The sequence below is a fragment of the Nocardioides renjunii genome (assembly GCF_034661175.1).
GTDB classification, from domain to species: domain Bacteria; phylum Actinomycetota; class Actinomycetes; order Propionibacteriales; family Nocardioidaceae; genus Nocardioides; species Nocardioides renjunii.
Genome location: NZ_CP141058.1, coordinates 3192937 through 3211669 on the forward strand (window position 1 = coordinate 3192937; position 18733 = coordinate 3211669).

The following is an 18733-nucleotide window of genomic DNA, read 5'->3' on the forward strand; positions in this document are numbered from 1 at the left end:
CTCAGCTCGCGACCCTTCGCACGATCACGAGCAGGACGACGACGCCGACGACGGCGCCCGCGGCCTTGAGGATGTTGTCGGTGCGCGGCTCACCCGTGCCGGGGTCCACGAAGCTGGCCTTCACCGCCGCCACCTGGCGACCGACGATGGTCTTGGGGTGGGCGCGGTGGGCGAGCTGGTCGATGGTCGAGGCCAGACGCTGCCGCGTCTCCTCGATCTCGCGCTCGAGCGCGCTCATGTCCTGGGTCACCGGGGCAGGCTATCAATCCGCCGCGGGTCGAAGCCCCACGGCAGCTCCAGCCGGTGCGCGGCCATCAGCGCCTCGTCGGTGAGCACGTCGAACGTCGGCCGGTCGGCCACCACCACCCCCTCGCTCAGCACGACGCTGCGTGGGCAGAGCTCCAGCGCGTAGGGCAGGTCGTGGGTCACCATCAGGACCGTCACGTCGAGGCTGCGGAGGATGTCGGCCAGCTCGCGGCGCGAGGCCGGGTCGAGGTTGGACGAGGGCTCGTCGAGCACCAGCACCTCCGGCTCCATCGCCAGCACCGTGGCGACCGCCACGCGGCGTCGCTGGCCGTAGGACAGGTGGTGGGGCGGCCGGTCGACGAAGTCGGCCATGCCGACACGCTCCAGGGCGTCCATCACCCGGCGCTCCAGCGCGGCGCCCTTGAGGCCCAGGTTGGCGGGGCCGAAGGCGACGTCCTGGCGCACGGTGCCGAGGAAGAGCTGGTCGTCGGGGTCCTGGAAGACGATGCCGACCCGGCGGCGGATCTCGCGCAGGTGCTGCTTGGCGACGGGCAGGCCGCTGACAGCCACCGATCCCCTCCCGGCGGTCAGGATGCCGTTGAGGTGCAGCACGAGCGTGGTCTTGCCGGCGCCGTTGGGGCCGAGGAGCGCCACCCGCTCGCCGCGGTCGACGCGCAGGTCCACACCGAAGAGCGCCTGGTGGCCGTCGGGGTAGGCGAAGGCGAGCCCGCGGACGTCGAGCACGGCGCCGGACGTCTCACCCCCGTCCGGCGGGTTGGCGGTGGTCACGACGGCAGCTTGCCGTCGTAGCCGCGCGAGAGCATGGCGAGGTGGACGCGCTCGCCGCGCTCGTAGGAGCGGATGAACAGCGCGCCGAGCGAGCGGGCCAGCACGGGCCAGTGCCGCGGGGAGCGCGGGTCGCAGCCGCGCGAGCGCAGCGCCGTCATCATCCGCGCGAGCTCGGCGGTGACCACGTCGAGGTAGCGGATCATGAACCCCATGATCTGCACGACGAGCTCGGGCATGCGCAGCCGCTGGAGGCCGCGGAGCAGGTCCTCCGGCTCGGTCGTGGCGGCGAGGGTGAGCGAGGCCAGCACGCCGATGCTGCCCTTGACGAGCAGCGCGACACCGGCGGCGAGGCCCGGCTCGGAGACCGTCACACCCAGGACCTCGGTGCGCGGCCCGTGGGAGATGAACGGCATCAGCACCGCGAAGACCGCGAACGGCAGCTCCACGACCATCCGCGGCAGGAGGTAGGTCAGCGGCACCCGGGACACGGCGATGACGCCGAGCAGGACCAGCGCCTCCAGCGCGAACAGGGCGTACGCCTCCCGCGGGGTCGCGACGACCAGCAGCATGAACCCCAGCAGCGCGAGGACCTTGAGGTGCGCGGGGGCGCGGTGGACCGGGCTGTGGGCGTGGAAGTGGAGGCGGTGCCCGTGCCCCGCGCCCATCAGGCGTCCGCGTCGTGGGGCTGGCGCCGCCGGACCACCCAGAACAGGCCGGTGCTGAGCGCGAGCATGACCAGGACGCCGATCACCCCGGCGACCCCGCCGCTGGTGCGGGCGTCGTCGATGCCGGAGGTCTGGTAGTCCGCGAGCGGGCTGTCGGCGGTGACGGAGTCCTCCGCCGAGTCGATGAAGCCGGTCTGCTCCGCGACGTGCTCGAGGCCGTCGGGGTGCGAGCTGGCGTAGTAGCTGGCGACACCCGCCACGAGCAGGCAGACGACCAGCGCGACGGCGAAGAAGCGACGGGTGCTCACGAGGGCACCACCGTGCGGGTGATGAGCTCGCGCTCGGCGACGAGCGGTCGGGCGCCGTGGACCAGGTCGGGGCGGGTGGCGACCACGCTGGCGACGACGAGCCCGGTGATCACGGCCTCGCCGATCCCGATGACGGTGTGCCAGCCGAGCATCGCGGTCGCGACCGCGCCGAGGTCGACCGGCGCGTTGCCGCCGACGGCGAACAGGCCCGTGAAGACGAGGGCGGCGACCGGCACGCTCACGAACGCGCCGACGGCCGCGGCCGGCGCCACGAGCTCGAGGCGGCCGGGCAGCACGCGGCGCAGCAGGACGAAGACGGCCCACCCGACCGCGACGGTGACGACGCCGATGAGGGTGACGTTGGTGCCGAGCGCGGTCACGCCGCCGTCGGCCATGAGCAGCGCCTGCACCACCAGCACGACCGAGAGGCACAGCACGGCCGTCCAGGGCCCGACCAGGACGGCGGCGAGGGCGCCGCCCATCAGGTGGCCGCTGGTGCCCGCGCCCACGGGGAAGTTGATCATCTGGGCGGCGAACACGAAGGTGGCGACGAGGCCGGCCATGGGCGCCGTACGGTCGTCGAGCTCGCGGCGCGCGCCCCGCAGGGACACCGCCACCGCGGCCGCCGCCACCGCGCCAGTGGCCACCGAGGTGGGGGCGTCGAGGAAGCCGTCGGGCACGTGCACGTCGTCACTCCTGGCTGGTCGGCTGCTGGTCGGCTGCTGGTTGGATGTCTGGTGGCCGGCACGGATCCCCCGATACCGCGCCGGCACGCCTCGACCTTATTGCAATCGTCTTGCAACAACCACCCGGGTCCACCCACGCGCACAGGAGCTCCCATGTCCGACCGTCTCGCCCCCGGCGACCCCGCCCCCGACTTCACCCTCACCAGCGACACCGAGGAGCAGGTGAGCCTCGCGGACCTGCGCGGCAAGAAGGTGATCGTCTACTTCTACCCGGCGGCCATGACGCCCGGCTGCACGACGCAGGCCTGCGACTTCACCGAGTCCCTCGACTCGCTGCGCGGGGCCGGCTACGAGGTCCTCGGGGTGTCCAAGGACAAGCCGGCCAAGCTGGCGACGTTCCGCGAGCGCGACGCCCTGACCCTCACCCTGCTGTCCGACGAGGACCTGGCGGTGCACCGCGCGTACGGCGCGCACGGCACCAAGAAGCTCTACGGCAAGGAGGTCCAGGGTGTGCTCCGCTCGACCTTCGTGGTCGACGAGGACGGCAAGGTCGAGCTCGCGCAGTACAACGTCAAGGCCACCGGCCACGTGGCCAAGCTGCGCCGGGACCTCGGGCTGGACTGAGGCCCCGCGCCGTACACGTGTCCGAGATGTCGCCTCGCCGCGACCGGCGGCGGGGCAGCATCTCGGACACGTGTGAGGATGTGGCCGCGCGCTCGTAGCCCAATTGGCAGAGGCACCAGGTTTAGGTCCTGGCCAGTGAGAGTTCGAGTCTCTCCGAGCGCACGCGGACGTCGCGGACTTCGCCCGACCTCCCGCGGTGTGACCCCGCTCACCACTAGGGTCCGCGCATGGACTCCGCGCTGACCACCGTCGGACTGCCCCTCGCGCTGGCGATCATCATGTTCGGCCTCGGCCTCGACCTGACGGTCGCCGACTTCCGGCGGGTCGGCCGGGCGCCCCGCGCCGTCGCGGTGGCGCTGGCGTGCCAGATCGTCCTGCTGCCGGCGATCTGCTTCGGGCTGGTGGTGCTCTTCGACCTGCCGGCCCTGCTCGGCATCGGCATGCTGCTGCTCGCCGCCTCACCCGGCGGCACCACGGCCAACCTCTTCAGCCACCTGTTCCGCGGCGACGTCGCGCTCAACATCACGCTCACCGCGATCAACACGGTGGTCGCCGTCGTCACGCTGCCGCTAATCACCGGCCTGGCCATCGCGTGGTACGACCGCCAGGACGACGTCACGATGCCGCTGGTCGAGATCGTCAAGGTGTTCGCGCTGATCCTGCTGCCCGTCGGCATCGGCATGGTGGTCAACAACCGCGCCCCGGGCTTCGCGCGGCGCATGGACAAGCCGGTGCGGATCGGCTCGGCGGTGATCCTGGCGATCCTGGTCCTGGGCATCCTGGTCGACCAGCTCGAGAACGTCGGCGACTACCTCGCCGACGTCGGGCTGATCACCGCGCTGTTCTGCGCGATCAGCCTGGTCGTGGGCTACGTCGTCCCCAAGGCGTTCGGGGTCACCGGGCCGCAGGCGATCGCCTCGTCGATGGAGGTCGGCGTGCACAACGCGACGCTCGCCATCTTCGTCGCCGTCGAGGTGCTCGACGAGGTCGAGATCTCGGTGCCGGCGGCGGTCTACTCGATCGTCATGTTCGTGTTCGCCGCCCTGTGGGGCACGTGGGTGTCGCGCCGGGTGTCGTCCCGCGAGGACGTCTCAGTCGCCTGAGAGGTCCGCGGCGACGTGGGTCACCAGCTCGCGCAGCGCCCGCCCCCGGTGGGAGATGCGGTCCTTCTCGGCCGGGTCGAGCTCGGCGGAGGTGAGGCCCTCCGCATCGTGCTCGACGGCGACGAAGAGGACGTCGTAGCCGAACCCGCCGCTCCCCCTGGGCTCGCGGATGATGCGGCCGTCCATGCGTCCCTCGACCACCCGCTCGCGCCCGTCGGGCATCACCCACGCGACGGCGCAGGCGAAGTGCGCGCCCCGGCGCTCGTCAGGGACGTCGTGGAGCTGGTCGAGCAGGAGCTGGTTGTTGCGCGCGTCGCTCTTGGGCGGGCCGGACCAGCGCGCGGACAGCACGCCGGGCATCCCGTTGAGCGCATCGACGCACAGGCCGCTGTCGTCCGCGACCGACGGCATCCCGGTGGCCGCGACCCCCGCGCGGGCCTTCAGCAGCGCGTTGCCGGCGAAGGTGGGCTGGTCCTCGACGGGCTCGACGTAGCCCTCGACGTCGGCGATGCCGAGGACCTCGACGTCCGGCACCGCCTCGGCCAGGATGCGCTGCATCTCGAGGATCTTCTTGCCGTTGGCCGAGGCGAGGAACACCTTCATCGCGCCAGCGCCTCCTGCTGGAGGCGCGTGAGGTCGGCGCAGCCCTTCTCGGCCAGGCCCAGCAGGGCGTCGAGTTCGGCGCGGTCGAAGGCCGCGCCCTCGGCGGTGCCCTGCACCTCGACGAACTTGCCGTCGCCGGTCATCACGACGTTCATGTCGGTCTCGGCGCGGACGTCCTCGACGTAGGGCAGGTCGAGCCGCGGCGCCCCGTCGATGATGCCGACGCTCACCGCCGCCACCGAGCCGGTGAGCGGCTCGCCGGCCAGCGCGCCGCTGGCCCGCAGGTGGGCGACGGCGTCGGCCAGCGCGACGTAGGCCCCGGTGATGGCCGCCGTGCGGGTGCCGCCGTCGGCCTGCAGCACGTCGCAGTCCAGGACGATGGTGTTCTCGCCGAGGGCCTGGTAGTCGATGACCGCGCGCAGCGAGCGGCCGATGAGGCGGGAGATCTCGTGGGTGCGGCCGCCGATGCGGCCCTTGACCGACTCGCGGTCGGACCGGGTGTTGGTCGCGGCGGGGAGCATGGCGTACTCGGCGGTGACCCAGCCGAGGCCCGAGCCCTTGCGCCAGCGCGGGACGCCCTCGGACGCCGAGGCGGCACAGAGCACCCGGGTGCCGCCGAACTCGACGAGCACGGACCCGGCGGCGTGGTCGAGCCAGCCGCGGGTGAAGGTGATCGGGCGGAGCTCGTCGTCGGCCCGGCCGTCGGCGCGAGGAGTGGAGTCAGTCATGGCTCGACCCTAGAGCCCACCACCGACGCGGCCCGTCGTGGGAGTTGACGTGGGAGATCACATGGCAGAGCCGGGTCCGGTCACCCCCGTGTGTTACCGGACCCGGCTCGAAGGCCCCTCCCCAGCGGGACCGAGCTGGTGCGCGGCCCCACGCCGCGCAGCTCCCTCCGCGCGGTGGAGGCTCCAGCCTGCGCGGCGACCGCCTCGCCGCGCATCGGCCCACCGGCCATGTCGGGTGCGACCAAAGTAGGAAAAGTGGTCGTTACGCTGAGCGCCGTGACGACCCGCCCCGCCGACTCCGAGACCCAGCCGGAGCTGACGTGGGCGGCGAACGCGTGGCGCTACGCGCTGTGCCTCGTCTTCTCCGTGGCGGTGTGGCAGACGGTCGCGGCGGCCGAGTGGCGCGACAGCCGGCCGACGTTCTTCCTCGAGGTCGTCCTGGGCGTCGCCGCCTTCGTGCTGGTCCACTTCCGCCGCCGAGCCCCCGTCCAGGTCGCGCTCGCGGTCGCGGCGATGAGCGCGCTGTCCGGCCTCGCGGCCGGTCCGGCGACGCTCGCGGCAGTCTCGGTCGCCACCCGCCGCGAGCCCCGCGAGGTCGTGCTGGTCGGCGTCGTGAACTTCCTCGCCGCGCAGACGTGGACCAGCCTCGCGCCCATCGAGGACAACGACTACCTGGTGACCACCCTGGTCAACCTCACCGTCAACGCCGGGATGATGGGCTGGGGCCTCTACATCGGCTCGCGCCGCGAGCTCCTGTGGAGCCTGCGCAGCCGGGCCGAGCGCGCCGAGACCGAGCAGGAGCTCCGGCTGGCGCAGGCACGCTCCACGGAACGGGCCAGGATCGCCCGCGAGATGCACGACGTGCTGGCCCACCGGATCACCCAGGTGTCCATGCAGGCGGGAGCACTGGCGTTCCGCGACGACCTCGACCGCGAGCGGCTCCGCGAGGGGCTGGGCCAGATCCAGGCCCAGGCCAACGACGCGCTCCACGAGCTGCGCGACGTGCTCGGGGTGCTGCGCGAGGACGACCCCGGCCCGGCCACCGCGCGCCCGCAGCCGACGTACGACGACATCGTGGCGCTGGTCGCCGAGGCCCGCACGCTCGGCCTCGAGGTCGACTGGTCCGACGACGTGGACGCCACCGTCCCGGTCCCGCCCGCCACCGGTCGCACCCTCTATCGGATCGTGCAGGAGGGCATCACCAACGTGCGCAAGCACGCCCCCGGCTCGGAGGTGGAGATCCGCTCGACCGGCGACCCGCGAGCCGGCATCACGGTGGTGCTCGCCAACCCGATGGGCGACCGGGGAACCGGTGCCCCGGGCGCCGGTCTCGGGCTCGTCGGGCTGCGCGAGCGCGCCGAGCTGCGCGGTGGCCGGCTCGACCAGCGCACCGACGGGTCACGGTTCGTTCTGGAGGCATGGCTACCGTGGAGCGCGTGATCCGGGTCCTCATCGTCGACGACGACCCGCTGGTCCGGTCGGCGCTGTCGCTGATGCTCGGCGGCCAGTCCGACCTCGAGGTCGTCGGCGAGGCACCCAACGGCGAGGAGGGCCTCGCGCTGGTCGACGAGCTCGCCCCGCACGTGGTCCTGATGGACATCCGGATGCCGGTGATGGACGGCCTCGAGGCCACCCAGGTCCTGCACCGGCGGCCGTCCCCGCCCTCGGTCGTCGTGCTGACCACCTTCGACGCCGACGACCACGTCCTGCGCGCGGTCGCCTCGGGCGCCGACGGGTTCCTGCTCAAGGACACCCCGCCGGGCGACATCGTGGCCGCGATCCGCACCGTCGCCGCGGGCGACGCGATGCTGTCGCCGTCGGCCACCCGCAGCCTGGTCTCGCGGCTGCGCAGCACCACCTCGTCGGACCGGGTCGCCACCGCCTCCGACCGGCTGACCGCCCTCACCGAGCGGGAGCTCGAGGTGGCGGTCTGCGTCGGCCGCGGCCTCAGCAACTCCCAGATCGCGTCCGAGCTCTACCTGTCGATCCCGACGGTGAAGTCACACGTGTCGCGGCTGCTGACCAAGCTCGGCAGCACCAACCGGGTGCAGGTCGCGATGGTCGTGCACGACGCGGGCCTGGTCTGAGCGACCGGCCGCTCGCTCAGACGTCGTACGTCGCCCCGGCGCGCGCCACGTCGAGCGGGCCGGCCCACTCGGTGCGGGCCTCCGCCTCGGCGTCAGCGCGGTCGTGCCACGGCGGGACGTGGGTCAGCACGAGCCGCTCGACACCGGCCTTCGACGCCGTGCGGCCGCAGTCGGCGCCGGTCATGTGGAGGTCCGGCGGGTTGTCCTCGGCGGTCCGGAAGGACGCCTCGGCCAGCAGGAGGTGGGCCCCGGCGGCCGCCTCGTCGAGGGCCGGGCAGGGGCCGGTGTCGCCGGAGTAGACCAGCGTGCGGCCACCGGCGGTGACGCTCAGGGCGTAGGCCGCGACCGGGTGCACCACCCGGTGCGGCTCGACGCGGAACGGGCCGATCGTCACGGGGCCCGCGTCGTCGGCGTGCTCGCGGAAGTCGAACTCCTCGGTCATGCCGGGGTCGACCGGCAGGTCGTAGGCGCGCGCCATCCGCTCGGCGGTGCCGGCCGGCCCCCACACCGGGATCCGCGGCTGCGGGCCGGTGGGGTGGTACTTGCGCATGACGTAGTAGCCGCACAGGTCCAGGCAGTGGTCGGCGTGCAGGTGGCTGAGGAGCACCGCGTCGACCGTGAGCGGGTCGACGTGGCGGTGCAGCGCGCCGAGCGCGCCGTTGCCGAGGTCGAGCAGGATCCGCCAGGTGCGGGTCTCCCCCGCCCCCGGGCCCTCCTCCGACGTGTGCTCGGCCTCGAGCAGGTAGCAGCTGGCCGGCGAGTCCGGCCCCGGGTAGGACCCCGAGCAGCCGACGACGGTGAGCCTCATCGAAGGCCTCCGGCGAACTGGCTGGCGCCGAGCAGCTCCGAGCCGAGGAAACGACGGCCGATGGTCGCGAAGTCCTCGGGGCTGCCGGTGGTGGAGAACGTGTAGGCGGGCTCGCCCCCGTCGCGCATCAGCCCGGTGCCGGCGAGCATCTTGTAGACGTCCTTGGCGCACTCCTCGGCCGAGCTGACGAGGGTGACCCCGTCCCCCATGACGTAGGAGATGACGCCGGTCAGGAGCGGGTAGTGGGTGCAGCCGAGGATGAGGGTGTCGACGCCGGCGGCGGCCATCGGGTCGAGGTAGTCGTGGGCGGCGGCGAGCAGCTCGTCGCCGCCGGTGACCCCCTGCTCCACGAAGTCGACGAAGCGCGGGCAGGCCCGGATGTGCAGGTCGAGGTGGGGCGCGGCGGCGAACGCGTCGTCGTACGCCATCGAGCTCGCGGTCGCGCGGGTGCAGATGACCCCGACCCGCTGGTTGCGCGTGGCTGCGGCGGCGCGGCGCGCGGCGGGGAGGATCACCTCGACCACGGGGACGTCGTAGCGCTCGCGGGCGTCGCGCAGCATCGCCGCGCTGGCCGAGTTGCAGGCGATGACCAGCGCCTTGACGCCCTGCTCGTAGAGGTGGTCGAGGCACTCGAGGGCATACTCGCGGACCTCCCCGATCGGCTTCTGGCCGTAGGGCTGGCGGGCCGTGTCACCGAGGTAGACCACCGACTCGTGGGGCAGCTGGTCGATCACCGAGCGGGCGACCGTGAGCCCCCCGAAGCCGGAGTCGAAGATGCCGATGGGCGCGTCGGCGGTCTTCCGCGGCGAGGGGGTCGGCACAGGAAGCAGGCTAGGCGGTCGGGCCGCCGCGGGTCACGCCGTCGGGGGCGTCGCCCCGGTCACACCGCCGCGCCGGGTCGTTGCCTAGGGTGAGGGCCGTGACGCGGCGCCTGGACCCCCTCGGACCGCTCCTCGCGATTCTGGCCGGCGCCCTCTTCGTGCTGCGGGGCTTCGACTCCGTGCTGACCCGGGACCTGGCCCTCTACGCCTACGCCGGCCAGCGCGTGGCCGACGGGGTGCCGCCCTACGTCGGCGTGATGAACCGCTCGGGCCCCCTCGCCCACCTCGTGCCGGGCGCCGGCGCCTGGCTGGGCGACCTGGTGGGGATGGACGACCTGCTGGCCACCCGCCTGGTCATGTTCCTCGTCTCCGTGCTGGTGGTCTGGGCGACCTACGTCCTGGGTCGGGACGTCCTTTGGTCCCGGGCCGTCGGTGCCGCTGCCGCGACGTTCGTGGCCACCATGCCGGGCTTCGTCATCTACGCCGTGGGCGGCCCGCGCGACAAGACGACGATGGTGCTGTTCCTCACGCTCGCCCTGGTCGCGATGGTCCGGGGCCGCTGGGGCTGGGCGGGGAGTTGCGTCGCGCTGGCCACGCTCACCTGGCAGCCAGCGTTCCTGCCGGGCATCGCCGCCGTCGCGGTCGCCGCCCTGCTGACGCCGGGCCACCGGCTCCGCGCCATGCTCCGGGTGGCGGTCGCGGGCGCGCTGACCACCCTCGTGTTCGTCGCCGGCTTCGCCCTCGCCGGCGCCCTGCCGGAGGCCCTCGACGGCTTCATCCGCATCCACCTCACCGCGACCTACCAGCCCGGCCTCACCGAGGAGTGGGACGAGACGTGGGAGGCCTTCCGGATCGCCTTCGGGTTCGCGACCTACCCGTTCCTCGCCGGACTGGTCCTGCTGCCGCTCGTGACCGTGCCGTCGGCGTGGCGGCTCGTCCGGCGCAGCACGCGGCTGCCTGATCGGACCGGCGACGTCGCGCTGGTGGCCGCCACCGCCGGCGAGGTGGCCGGGCTCGTGTGGAGCTACCGCACCTTCAACGGCTGGGCCGACGCGCTCGTGCTGGTCCCCTTCGCCGCCCTCGGGCTCGCCGGCGCCCTCGCCCTCGTGGCACGTGCCCTCCCCGGCCGGGTCGGCGCGGCGGTGCCCGTGGCGGCCTGCCTGGCGCTGCTCGCCGGGGGCCTCGCCTACGTGTTCGAGGACCACGAGCCGGTCCTGACCGCGCAGCGCGCGGAGGTCGACGCGGTCCTCGACGTCCTCCCCGACGCGACCATGGTCTCGATCGAGGCACCGCAGCCTCTGGTGCTGGCGCACCGGGTCAACCCCAGCCAGCACCAGATGTTCCGCCTGGGCCTGGAGACGTACGTCGGCGACACCTGGCCCGGCGGGCTGGAGGGCTACGCCGACTGGATCGCCGAGCGCAGCCCGGACATCGTCGCGGTCGGCGGCGGGGCCCGCTACGACTGGCTGATGCCCGTGCTGGACGCCGACTACGTCGAGATCGGCACGACCACCGGGTGGTACTGGTTCGTCGACCGCGACCTCGGTGCCAACACCGTGGCCGAGCTCCGGGACGCGGTCGAGGACTGAGCCGCAGGCCCGCCTCGGGCGCCGTACGGCCTGTGACACGATCCACCCATGACCGACGCCCCGTCCCGGCCGTCCGCCGGCACCGGCCCGGCCGACGCGCGGGACTTCACCTACTCCGTGGTGATCCCGGTCTTCAACAGCGAGCAGATCGTCGCCACGACCGTGGACCGGACGCTCGCGGTGTTCCGCGACGCGGGGCTGCGCCACGAGCTGATCCTCGTCAACGACGGCAGCGAGGACGGCAGCTGGGCGGTCGTCTCCGAGCTGGCGCGCACGACCCCCGGCGTGGTGGCGATCGACCTGCTCACCAACTACGGCCAGCACCACGCCAACGTCGCCGGCATGCGGGAGGCGACGGGCGACTACGTCATCACCATGGACGACGACCTGCAGAACCCGCCCGACCAGGCGCTCCTGCTCATCGAGCGCGCGATGGAGGGCTACGACGTCGTCTTCGGGCGGTTCGAGACCAAGCAGGCTGCGGGCTACCGCCGGATCGGCAGCAAGATGATCTCGATGATCAACCGGCGGGTGTTCGGCCAGCCCTCGAACCTCACCGTCTCCAACTTCCGGATCCTGCGGCGCGACGTCGTCACCCGGATCGTCACGTCCCGCACGGCGCACCCCTACATCACCGGCCAGGCGCTGATGTACTCCTCGCAGCGGGCCAACGTCGACGTCCGTCACGACCCGCGGCCCGTCGGCTCGAGCAACTACAACCTGGTCCGGATCGTGCGCCTGTTGATGACCATCCTGTTCAGCTACTCCTCGTTCCCGCTGCGGCTGGGCGCCCTGCTGGGCTTCGTCCTCGCCGGGCTGAGCTTCCTCTTCGGCGCCTACCTGGTGATCTCCCGCGTGGTCAACGACACCCGGGTGCCCGGCTGGACCAGCCTCATGGTGCTGCTCTCCATCTTCAACGGGTTCTCGATCGCGCTGCTCTCGATCCTCGGGGAGTACGTCGTGCGCACCCTCAACGCCGTGAGCGACCCGGTCACCTCGCACGTGGCCGAGCTCGTCCGCGGACCGGCCTCCGAGCAGCCGGGGTGAGCCGGCACCTCCTCGTCGCCGGCGCCCAGCGGTGCGGGACGACGTACCTGCGCAGGCTGCTCGCCGACCACCCCGGCGTGGCGATGGCCGAGCCGGCCCGACCCGAGCCCAAGGTGCTGCTGGACCCGGCGCAGGTGGCCCGTGGCGCGGAGTGGTACCGCGCGACGTACTTACCGCACGCCCGGGACGGCCAGCTGCTCGGCGAGAAGTCGACCAGCTACCTCGAGCTGCCCGAGGCGGCCGCCGCGGCCAGCCGCCTGCTGGGCGAGCCACTGGTCCTGGTGCAGCTCCGCGACCCGGTCCGCCGCGCCGTGTCGCACTGGTCCTTCAGCACCGAGCAGGGCATGGAACGCCGCCCGCTCGCCGAGGTCCTCGAGGCCAACCTCGCCGGCCCGCTGCCGTGGGACGGGTCCGGCGCCTCGGTGTCGCCGTTCGCCTACCTGGAGCGCGGCCGCTACGTCGACCACCTCCGACCGTGGCTCGCCGAGCACGGCGACCGGGTGCGCATCCAGCTCCTCGAGGACCTGGTCGCGAGCCCGGCGACGATGCGCGAGACGTACGCCTGGCTCGGGATCGACCCCGACCACGTGCCGGACTCGTGGGGGACGCCGGAGAACGCCAGCCACGGCGACACCGCCCCGCCGCTCGACCCCGACCTGCACCAGCGCCTGCGGGACCACTTCACCGAGGCCGACGCCGAGCTGGCCGACCTGCTCGGCCGCGAGCTGCCCTGGCGGTCGCCGACGCGACCGCCCGCCTGAGGAGAGAGAGCCATGGACACCGAGATCGCCGACATCGAGTTCAACGTGCAGACGTGGGTGCCCAGCGAGGTCGACTACGTGCGCGAGTCGCTGACGGGCGGGCAGCAGTCCGCCAACGGCACCTACTCGCGACAGGTCCGTGAGCTGCTGAAGGCCGAGACCGGGTCGGCCGAGGTGCTCCTCACCACGTCCTGCACCTCCGCACTCGAGCTGTCGGCGATGCTCATGGACCTCGAGCCCGGCGACACGGTCATCGTGCCGTCCTTCACCTTCACCACCACCGCGCTCGCCTTCGTCCGCCAGGGCGCCCGGCTGCTGTTCTGCGACATCGAGCCGCGCACCCTCGGGCTCGACCCGCAGCACGTGGCCGAGCTGCTGGCCGACCCGGTCCACGGCCCGACCGTGCGCGCCGTGGTGGTCGTGCACTACGCCGGCATCGCCTGCGACGTCGCGGGAATCCGCGAGGCGCTCGCCGACCGCCCCGACGTGGCCCTCGTCGAGGACAACGCGCACGGCCTCTTCGGGCGCTGGCGCGGGGAGCCGCTCGGCTCGCTCGGCCGGTTCTCCACCCTCAGCTTCCACGAGACCAAGAACATCAGCTGCGGCGAGGGCGGCGCGCTGGTCCTCAACGACCCCGGCGACGTGGCACGGTCGTGGATCCACTACGACAAGGGCACGGACCGGCAGGCCTTCATGGAGGGCCAGGTCGACAAGTACTCCTGGCGCGACACCGGCTCGTCGTTCGGCCTCGCGGACCCGTTGGCGGCCATCCTGCTCGCCCAGCTCGAGGAGCGGGAGGTGATCCAGGCCCGCCGCCGCGCCGTCTTCGAGCGCTACCAGGCCGGGCTCGCCGAGCACGCCGCCGACCTCGGCCTGGTCCTGCCCGACGTGCCGGAGGACCGCGAGCCCGCCTACCACCTGTTCCACGTGCTGCTGCCCGAGGCGGAGCGGCGTGGCGAGGTCATCGCGGCGATGAAGGCCAAGGGTGTGCCGACGGCGTTCCACTACGTCCCGTTGCACGACTCCGAAGGTGGTCGCCGGTTCGCCGCCGCGCCGGGTGAGTGCCCCACCTCGACCGAGGTGAGCGCGCGGCTGCTCCGCCTGCCCTTCCACCAGGAGCTCGAGGCCGACGACTGCGAGCAGGTGGTCACGGCCCTCGTCGACGTGCTGTCGGGCCGATGAGCGACGTGGCCCCGGTCGAGCAGGCGGGCTCGTCCTCGATCGACGACCCGACCTACTGGTGGTACGCCGCGCGCAACGACCTCCTGCGCGCCGGGCTCGGCCACTGGGTGGGCCGGCCGGCGCGGGTGCTCGACGTCGGCAGCGCCGACGGGCCGAGCGCGCACTGGCTCCCGCAGCAGGGTCGGGTGGCCGTCGACCTCGACCCCCGCGGCCTGGTCGCCGGGCGCGACGCGTGCGCCTCCGCGCTGGCGCTGCCGTTCCGGGACGCGACCTTCGACCTCGTCGCCGCCTTCGACGTCGTCGAGCACTGCGAGCCCGAGTCGCAGGCGGTCGCCGAGCTCGCCCGCGTGCTCTCCCCCGGGGGGCGGCTGCTCGTCTCGGTGCCGGCCTACCAGTGGGCGTGGAGCGACCACGACGTCCGGGCCGGGCACCACCGCCGCTACACCCGACGCCGCATCGTCGCCGCGCTCGAGCGCGAGGGCCTCGAGGTGGAGCGCGTCACGCACGCCTTCGCGCTGGTGTTCCCGATGTTCGTCGCGGAGCGGCTCGTACGACGGCTGCGACCGCCGGCGCCGGGTGCCGGCCGGCTCCCGCGCCCGGCCCCGGCCGTGGACCGGCTGCTGCGGGCACTGTGCCGGCGCGAGGTGCGCCTGCTCGCGCGACGCGACCTGCCTTTCGGGTCGTCCATCCTGGTCGCTGCCGTCAGGCGTCGCTGAGCGCAGAGCGCGCCCGGTGCGTGGCCACGGCCAGCAGCACCCACGCGGTGGCCTGAGCGGCCACGAACGCGGCGACGACCGTCGTGGTCGCACTGCCGGGAGCGTCCACCAGGACCGCCGCCGCGGGCACGAGCGCGAGCAGCCAGGCGAGCAGCGTCCGCTCCGGCCGGTCGTGGGCGAGCAGCACCACTCCCTGGAGGAGGGTCGCGAGCGCCAGCACCGACCCGACGGCGAGCGCCGCCGACACGCTCTGCTCGACGCGTACGTCGGGCCCGAAGACGAGGCGGACCAGCCAGGGTCCCGGACCGGCGCCCACCGCGGCCCCCACGACCACCCCCACGCCGGTCGAGGCGAGGAGGGCGACCTCGACCCGGCGGAGCCGGTCGAGGCGCCGGGCGTCGACGAGCCGGGCCAGCGCACCGGTGGCCTGGGCGACCTGGCCGACCAGGACCGTGTAGGGCGCTCGGTAGAGCGCGAGCGCGGCGAAGAGCACCGTGACGTCGGTCGGCGACCCGCCGAGCACCGCCAGGAGGACCGGGCCGCCGGTCAGCACCGCCTGCGCCACCACCTGGGCGCCCGCCGCGCTGCCGAGGAAGGCGCTCGCGCGTCCGGCGTCACCGACGCCGGACGCGTCCGGGTGCTGGTCCGGCAGCGTCCGCCACGCGGAGACCCACCCGGCGCACGCGGCATAGCCCAGCACCAGTGCCGCGCCGTAGGCCGCGGGGTCGTCCACGTCCAGCACCACCAGCCCGAGCGCCGCGACGCAGCGCACGAGGTTCTCGGCCACGAGCACGGCGCCGACCGCGGCGAAGCGGCGCCGTGCCGCCAGCAGGCCGCGCACCACGCCCATGCCGGCCGCGCCGGCCGTCACGAGCGCGACGAGCAGGGCGAAGCGCCCGTCACCGCCGAACAACGGCTCCCGCAGCAGCCACGCCCCCACCCCGGTGACCACCACGACCACGGCCACGAGTCGGGCCGGCGTCCCCCGCGCCGCGCGGACGGCACCCTCCCCCGACACCGCGGCGGTGCGGGTGATCCAGTGCTGCACGGGGAAGGTCAGCCCGGCGGCCGCGAAGCCCCACCACGACCACAGCACCGCGACGGGGGCGGCGGCCTCCGCGCCCAGCCCGCGGGTGCTCGCCGCGAAGAAGACGTAGGCCAGCACGCCCGACACCACCGAGCCGGCGGCCAGGCCCGACGCGGCCCGCGACCTGGAGGACGGGCTGGTCGGTGACATCGCGGGAAGTCTCCCAGACGCGCCACCCCCGGGGACGGACGCGCCCGCCCGGTCGCAGCGCCTAGGGTGGCGCCATGCGCAGAACCACCGACGTACGCCGTCTCGTCGCCCTCGTCGCCGGCGCCGTGCTGACGATCACGGCCGCCCCGGCGCCCGCCCAGCTGCCCTCGGACGAGGCGCCTCGCGCGGCAGCCGCCTCCGACGACGCGGTCGAGTCGGTCCTCGCCATCTCGATCGACGGCCTCAACCCCGACGCGCTCGACAGGCTCGGCCGGGCCGGCACCCCGCACCTCCACGCGCTGCGCGACTCGGGCGCCTCCACCTTCAACGCGCGGACCGAGCGCGAGCTGACGATCACCCTGCCCAACCACACCGGCATGGTCACGGGCCGACGCGTCGAGGCCTCGACGGGCGGGCACGGCGTGCGGTGGAACGACGACCGGCGCCGACCCGCCACGGTGCAGGCGGCCGCCGGGGGCCCCGTGGCGTCGGTGTGGACCGAGGTCCACGCGGCGGGCGGCTCCACGGCGCTGTTCGCGAGCAAGACCAAGTTCTCGCTCTGGAAGCGCAGCTGGCCGCTGAGCATCGACACCACCCGGATCAAGCTGGACAACGCCCTGCTGGCCCGGTCCGTGCAGCGCGACCTGCGCACCACCGAGCGCGACTTCCGCTTCGTCCACCTGTCGCTGCCCGACTCGGTCGGCCACGACGCCGGCTTCATGTCCAAGCCCTACCTCCGGGCGGTCAAGCGGGTCGACGCCCTCGTCGGCGGGATCGTCGGGGCCGTCACCTCCGACCCCGAGCTCGCGGCCGGCACGGTGGTCATCGTCACGAGCGACCACGGCGGCCTGGGCGACGGCCACTCCGAGGCCGGCAAGCTGCACAACTACCGGGTCCCGTTCCTGGTGAGCGGCCCGGGTGTGGCCGCCGGCACGGACCTCTACGAGCTGAACCCCGACTACCTCGACCCCGGCGCCAGCCGCACGACGTACGCCGACGAGCGCCAGCCGGTGCGCAACGGCGCCCTGGCCAACCTCGCGCTCGACCTGCTGGACCTCGGCGCCGTCCCCGGCAGCGAGCACAACTCCGCGCTCGATCTCGACGTCTCACCGACCGAATGACCCACCACCGCCCGGACGGCCCGGCGGACCGAGGAGGCACCCGATGTCCCTGCTGAGGCACTTGTCCGCGGCTGTTGCGCTGGCCCTCGCGTCGTCCCTGGCGCTGACGACCGCGGCGACCGGACCCGCGTCGGCGCGCGCCGCCGAGCCCGCGCTCCCCGACCCCGCTGCGGCCGCCGAGGTGGGCTGGCCGCCCGCGCCGCCGGCGCAGCTGGTGATCGACACCCAGGGCCAGCCCATCGACCGCGAGGACTACGTCGCGGGCACGGTGACGCTCGACGGCGTCACCCACGCCACCGAGGTGCGCGGACGCGGGAACTCGACGTGGAGCTGGGCCAAGAAGCCCTACAAGCTCAAGCTGGAGGACGACGCCGCGCTGGTCGGCACGGAGGCCTTCGACGAGTGGGTCCTGCTCGCCGGCTACGGGGACCGCAGCGCCCTGCGCACCGCCGCGGCGTTCGCCGTCGCCGCCCAGACCCGGCTGGCGTGGACCCCGCGATTCCGCTTCGTCGACGTCGTGCTCGACGGCCAGTCGCAGGGCCTCTACATGCTGACCGAGCAGGTGGAGGAGGGCAGCGGGCGCGTCGACCTGCCCGACGACGGCTTCCTGCTGGAGTTCAACAAGCGCTACCTGCGCGACGGCGAGCCGGGCTTCCGGACCCGGCGCGGGTCGTCCATCGCGTTCAAGGACCCCGACGAGGTCACCAAGCAGCAGCGCCGCACCGTGCGGCGCGGGGTGACGCGGTTCGAGAAGATCCTCTACGGCCCGTCCTTCGCCGACCCCGAGCGCGGCTACGCCGCCCACGTCAACGTCAAGAAGCTCATCGACTGGTACCTCGTCGAGGAGCTGTTCGCCAACCAGGACTCCAACTTCCAGTCGAGCGTGCACATGAGCTGGGTGCCCGGCAGGCGCTTCGTCTTCGGGCCCGTCTGGGACTTTGACCTCAGCGCGGGCACGAAGTGGAAGGCGAGCAGCTCTCCCGAGGCGTGGTACACCCGCACCGGGCAGCACTGGGTCGCGCGCATGCTGCAGGACCCGTCGTTCTCCCGCCGGGTCAAGAGCCGCTGGGCGAGGCTGCGCCCCGCCGTGGAGCAGGTCGTCGCGCAGCTGCCGGCGGCCGGCGAGTCCTTGGGTGAGGTCGCCGACGTCGACTGGGAGCGGTGGCACGCCGACGGCGCCGACCTCGAGTGGACCAGGCACGCGCCGACGCGCCGCGGCGAGGTCGCCTTCCTCGGCGAGTGGCTGACCAAGCGGGTGCGGTGGCTCAGCCGCAACGAGGTGCGCCTCGGCGACGCCCGGCTGGCGACCCAGGAGCGGGCGCGCACCGTGTGGGTGCCGGTCGAGCTGCAGAGCGCCCCGAGCGCCGCGGTCGAGGTGTCGTGGGCGCTGACCGCGCTGCGGGCCGAGGCCGGGGTCGACTTCGTCGACGCCGACGGCAGGATCACCTTCGCGCCCGGGCAGGTGCAGCGCTACATCCCCGTGCAGGTCCTGGACGACGACGTCACCGAGGGGCGCGAGCTCATCCACGTGGAGATCACCGGCGCCACCGACGGTGTGGTGGTCGGCTCCCCGTCGGCCGGGGTCGTCGCCATCGCGCCCTCCAAGCGCTGA

The 18733-nt window shown here is 73.6% G+C and carries 21 protein-coding genes and 1 tRNA gene; 12 read left to right on the forward strand and 10 right to left on the reverse strand.

Annotated elements, in window-relative coordinates; translation table 11 throughout:
• Position 1: 1 nt before the first annotated feature.
• From SHK17_RS15205 to SHK17_RS15225, 5 genes are read right to left on the reverse strand one after another with little or no spacing between them, the layout of a single operon-like run.
• Complete coding sequence (locus SHK17_RS15205) at positions 2 to 250, reverse strand: DUF3618 domain-containing protein (RefSeq protein WP_172265235.1); 249 nt, start codon at positions 248 to 250, stop codon at positions 2 to 4.
• Positions 247 to 1035 carry an energy-coupling factor ABC transporter ATP-binding protein gene (locus SHK17_RS15210; protein ID WP_322919789.1) on the reverse strand — a complete coding sequence of 263 codons (789 nt, stop codon included), beginning with the start codon at positions 1033 to 1035 and terminating at the stop codon, positions 247 to 249. The genes SHK17_RS15205 and SHK17_RS15210 overlap by 4 nt, the downstream gene beginning before the upstream one ends.
• On the reverse strand, positions 1032 to 1700 hold the full coding sequence (gene cbiQ, locus SHK17_RS15215) for a cobalt ECF transporter T component CbiQ (RefSeq protein ID WP_322919790.1): 669 nt from the start codon (positions 1698 to 1700) through the stop codon (positions 1032 to 1034). Before cbiQ ends, SHK17_RS15210 begins: the two co-directional genes overlap by 4 nt.
• Positions 1700 to 2008, reverse strand: a complete 309-nt coding sequence (locus SHK17_RS15220; protein WP_322422836.1) for a PDGLE domain-containing protein — start codon at positions 2006 to 2008, stop codon at positions 1700 to 1702. Before SHK17_RS15220 ends, cbiQ begins: the two co-directional genes overlap by 1 nt.
• Positions 2005 to 2694, reverse strand: coding sequence for an energy-coupling factor ABC transporter permease (locus tag SHK17_RS15225; protein ID WP_172265244.1), 690 nt, complete (start codon positions 2692 to 2694; stop codon positions 2005 to 2007). The genes SHK17_RS15220 and SHK17_RS15225 overlap by 4 nt, the downstream gene beginning before the upstream one ends.
• 153 nt (positions 2695 to 2847) lie before the next feature.
• Between SHK17_RS15225 and bcp the strand changes: the two genes are divergently transcribed.
• The 3 genes from bcp to SHK17_RS15240 all read left to right on the forward strand — a co-directional run bounded on the left by bcp (position 2848) and on the right by SHK17_RS15240 (position 4421).
• Positions 2848 to 3318, forward strand: coding sequence for a thioredoxin-dependent thiol peroxidase (gene bcp / locus SHK17_RS15230; RefSeq protein ID WP_172265247.1), 471 nt, complete (start codon positions 2848 to 2850; stop codon positions 3316 to 3318).
• An 88-nt stretch (positions 3319 to 3406) separates the two neighbouring features.
• Positions 3407 to 3480: transfer RNA gene (locus tag SHK17_RS15235), tRNA-Leu, on the forward strand.
• Positions 3481 to 3545: 65 nt separating this feature from the next.
• Entirely contained in the window at positions 3546 to 4421 is an 876-nt protein-coding gene (locus SHK17_RS15240) for a bile acid:sodium symporter family protein (RefSeq protein ID WP_172265250.1), read from the forward strand.
• Here the strand turns inward: SHK17_RS15240 and rdgB are convergent.
• Complete coding sequence (rdgB, locus tag SHK17_RS15245) at positions 4410 to 5024, reverse strand: RdgB/HAM1 family non-canonical purine NTP pyrophosphatase (protein ID WP_322422840.1); 615 nt, start codon at positions 5022 to 5024, stop codon at positions 4410 to 4412. The two genes, SHK17_RS15240 and rdgB, sit on opposite strands and share 12 nt — an antisense overlap.
• Positions 5021 to 5752, reverse strand: a complete 732-nt coding sequence (gene rph / locus SHK17_RS15250) for a ribonuclease PH (protein WP_322919791.1) — start codon at positions 5750 to 5752, stop codon at positions 5021 to 5023. Before rph ends, rdgB begins: the two co-directional genes overlap by 4 nt.
• A 276-nt stretch (positions 5753 to 6028) precedes the next feature.
• Here rph and SHK17_RS15255 point away from each other — a divergent pair, with 276 nt between their 5' ends.
• Complete coding sequence (locus SHK17_RS15255; protein ID WP_322919792.1) at positions 6029 to 7192, forward strand: ATP-binding protein; 1164 nt, start codon at positions 6029 to 6031, stop codon at positions 7190 to 7192.
• The gene (locus SHK17_RS15260; protein ID WP_322919793.1) at positions 7189 to 7839 is read left to right on the forward strand and encodes a response regulator transcription factor; all 651 of its coding nucleotides are present in this window, start codon (positions 7189 to 7191) and stop codon (positions 7837 to 7839) included. The genes SHK17_RS15255 and SHK17_RS15260 overlap by 4 nt, the downstream gene beginning before the upstream one ends.
• Before the next feature lie 16 nt (positions 7840 to 7855).
• Here SHK17_RS15260 and SHK17_RS15265 read toward each other — a convergent pair whose 3' ends face one another.
• Both SHK17_RS15265 and murI read right to left on the reverse strand, forming a co-directional pair.
• The gene (locus SHK17_RS15265) at positions 7856 to 8647 is read right to left on the reverse strand and encodes an MBL fold metallo-hydrolase (RefSeq protein ID WP_322919795.1); all 792 of its coding nucleotides are present in this window, start codon (positions 8645 to 8647) and stop codon (positions 7856 to 7858) included.
• Positions 8644 to 9468 carry a glutamate racemase gene (murI, locus tag SHK17_RS15270; protein WP_322919796.1) on the reverse strand — a complete coding sequence of 275 codons (825 nt, stop codon included), beginning with the start codon at positions 9466 to 9468 and terminating at the stop codon, positions 8644 to 8646. The genes SHK17_RS15265 and murI overlap by 4 nt, the downstream gene beginning before the upstream one ends.
• 98 nt (positions 9469 to 9566) lie before the next feature.
• Between murI and SHK17_RS15275 the strand changes: the two genes are divergently transcribed.
• The 5 genes from SHK17_RS15275 to SHK17_RS15295 are packed head-to-tail and all read left to right on the forward strand — an operon-like array spanning position 9567 to position 14763.
• A complete protein-coding gene (locus tag SHK17_RS15275) occupies positions 9567 to 11057 on the forward strand; it encodes an ArnT family glycosyltransferase (protein ID WP_322919797.1) in 1491 nt (496 codons plus the stop codon).
• A 48-nt stretch (positions 11058 to 11105) separates the two neighbouring features.
• Complete coding sequence (locus SHK17_RS15280) at positions 11106 to 12104, forward strand: glycosyltransferase family 2 protein (protein WP_322919798.1); 999 nt, start codon at positions 11106 to 11108, stop codon at positions 12102 to 12104.
• Positions 12101 to 12865 carry a sulfotransferase family protein gene (locus tag SHK17_RS15285; RefSeq protein WP_322919799.1) on the forward strand — a complete coding sequence of 255 codons (765 nt, stop codon included), beginning with the start codon at positions 12101 to 12103 and terminating at the stop codon, positions 12863 to 12865. Before SHK17_RS15280 ends, SHK17_RS15285 begins: the two co-directional genes overlap by 4 nt.
• A 12-nt stretch (positions 12866 to 12877) precedes the next feature.
• Positions 12878 to 14047, forward strand: a complete 1170-nt coding sequence (gene rffA / locus SHK17_RS15290) for a dTDP-4-amino-4,6-dideoxygalactose transaminase (protein WP_322919800.1) — start codon at positions 12878 to 12880, stop codon at positions 14045 to 14047.
• Positions 14044 to 14763 (forward strand): class I SAM-dependent methyltransferase, encoded by a 720-nt coding sequence (locus SHK17_RS15295; protein WP_322919801.1) that lies wholly within the window; start codon positions 14044 to 14046, stop codon positions 14761 to 14763. Before rffA ends, SHK17_RS15295 begins: the two co-directional genes overlap by 4 nt.
• Here SHK17_RS15295 and SHK17_RS15300 read toward each other — a convergent pair.
• Complete coding sequence (locus SHK17_RS15300) at positions 14750 to 16000, reverse strand: hypothetical protein (protein WP_322919802.1); 1251 nt, start codon at positions 15998 to 16000, stop codon at positions 14750 to 14752. The genes SHK17_RS15295 and SHK17_RS15300 overlap by 14 nt on opposite strands.
• Before the next feature lie 74 nt (positions 16001 to 16074).
• Between SHK17_RS15300 and SHK17_RS15305 the strand changes: the two genes are divergently transcribed.
• Both SHK17_RS15305 and SHK17_RS15310 read left to right on the forward strand, forming a co-directional pair.
• Positions 16075 to 17121 (forward strand): alkaline phosphatase family protein, encoded by a 1047-nt coding sequence (locus SHK17_RS15305; RefSeq protein ID WP_322919803.1) that lies wholly within the window; start codon positions 16075 to 16077, stop codon positions 17119 to 17121.
• A 43-nt stretch (positions 17122 to 17164) separates the two neighbouring features.
• Positions 17165 to 18733 carry a CotH kinase family protein gene (locus tag SHK17_RS15310; RefSeq protein ID WP_322919804.1) on the forward strand — a complete coding sequence of 523 codons (1569 nt, stop codon included), beginning with the start codon at positions 17165 to 17167 and terminating at the stop codon, positions 18731 to 18733.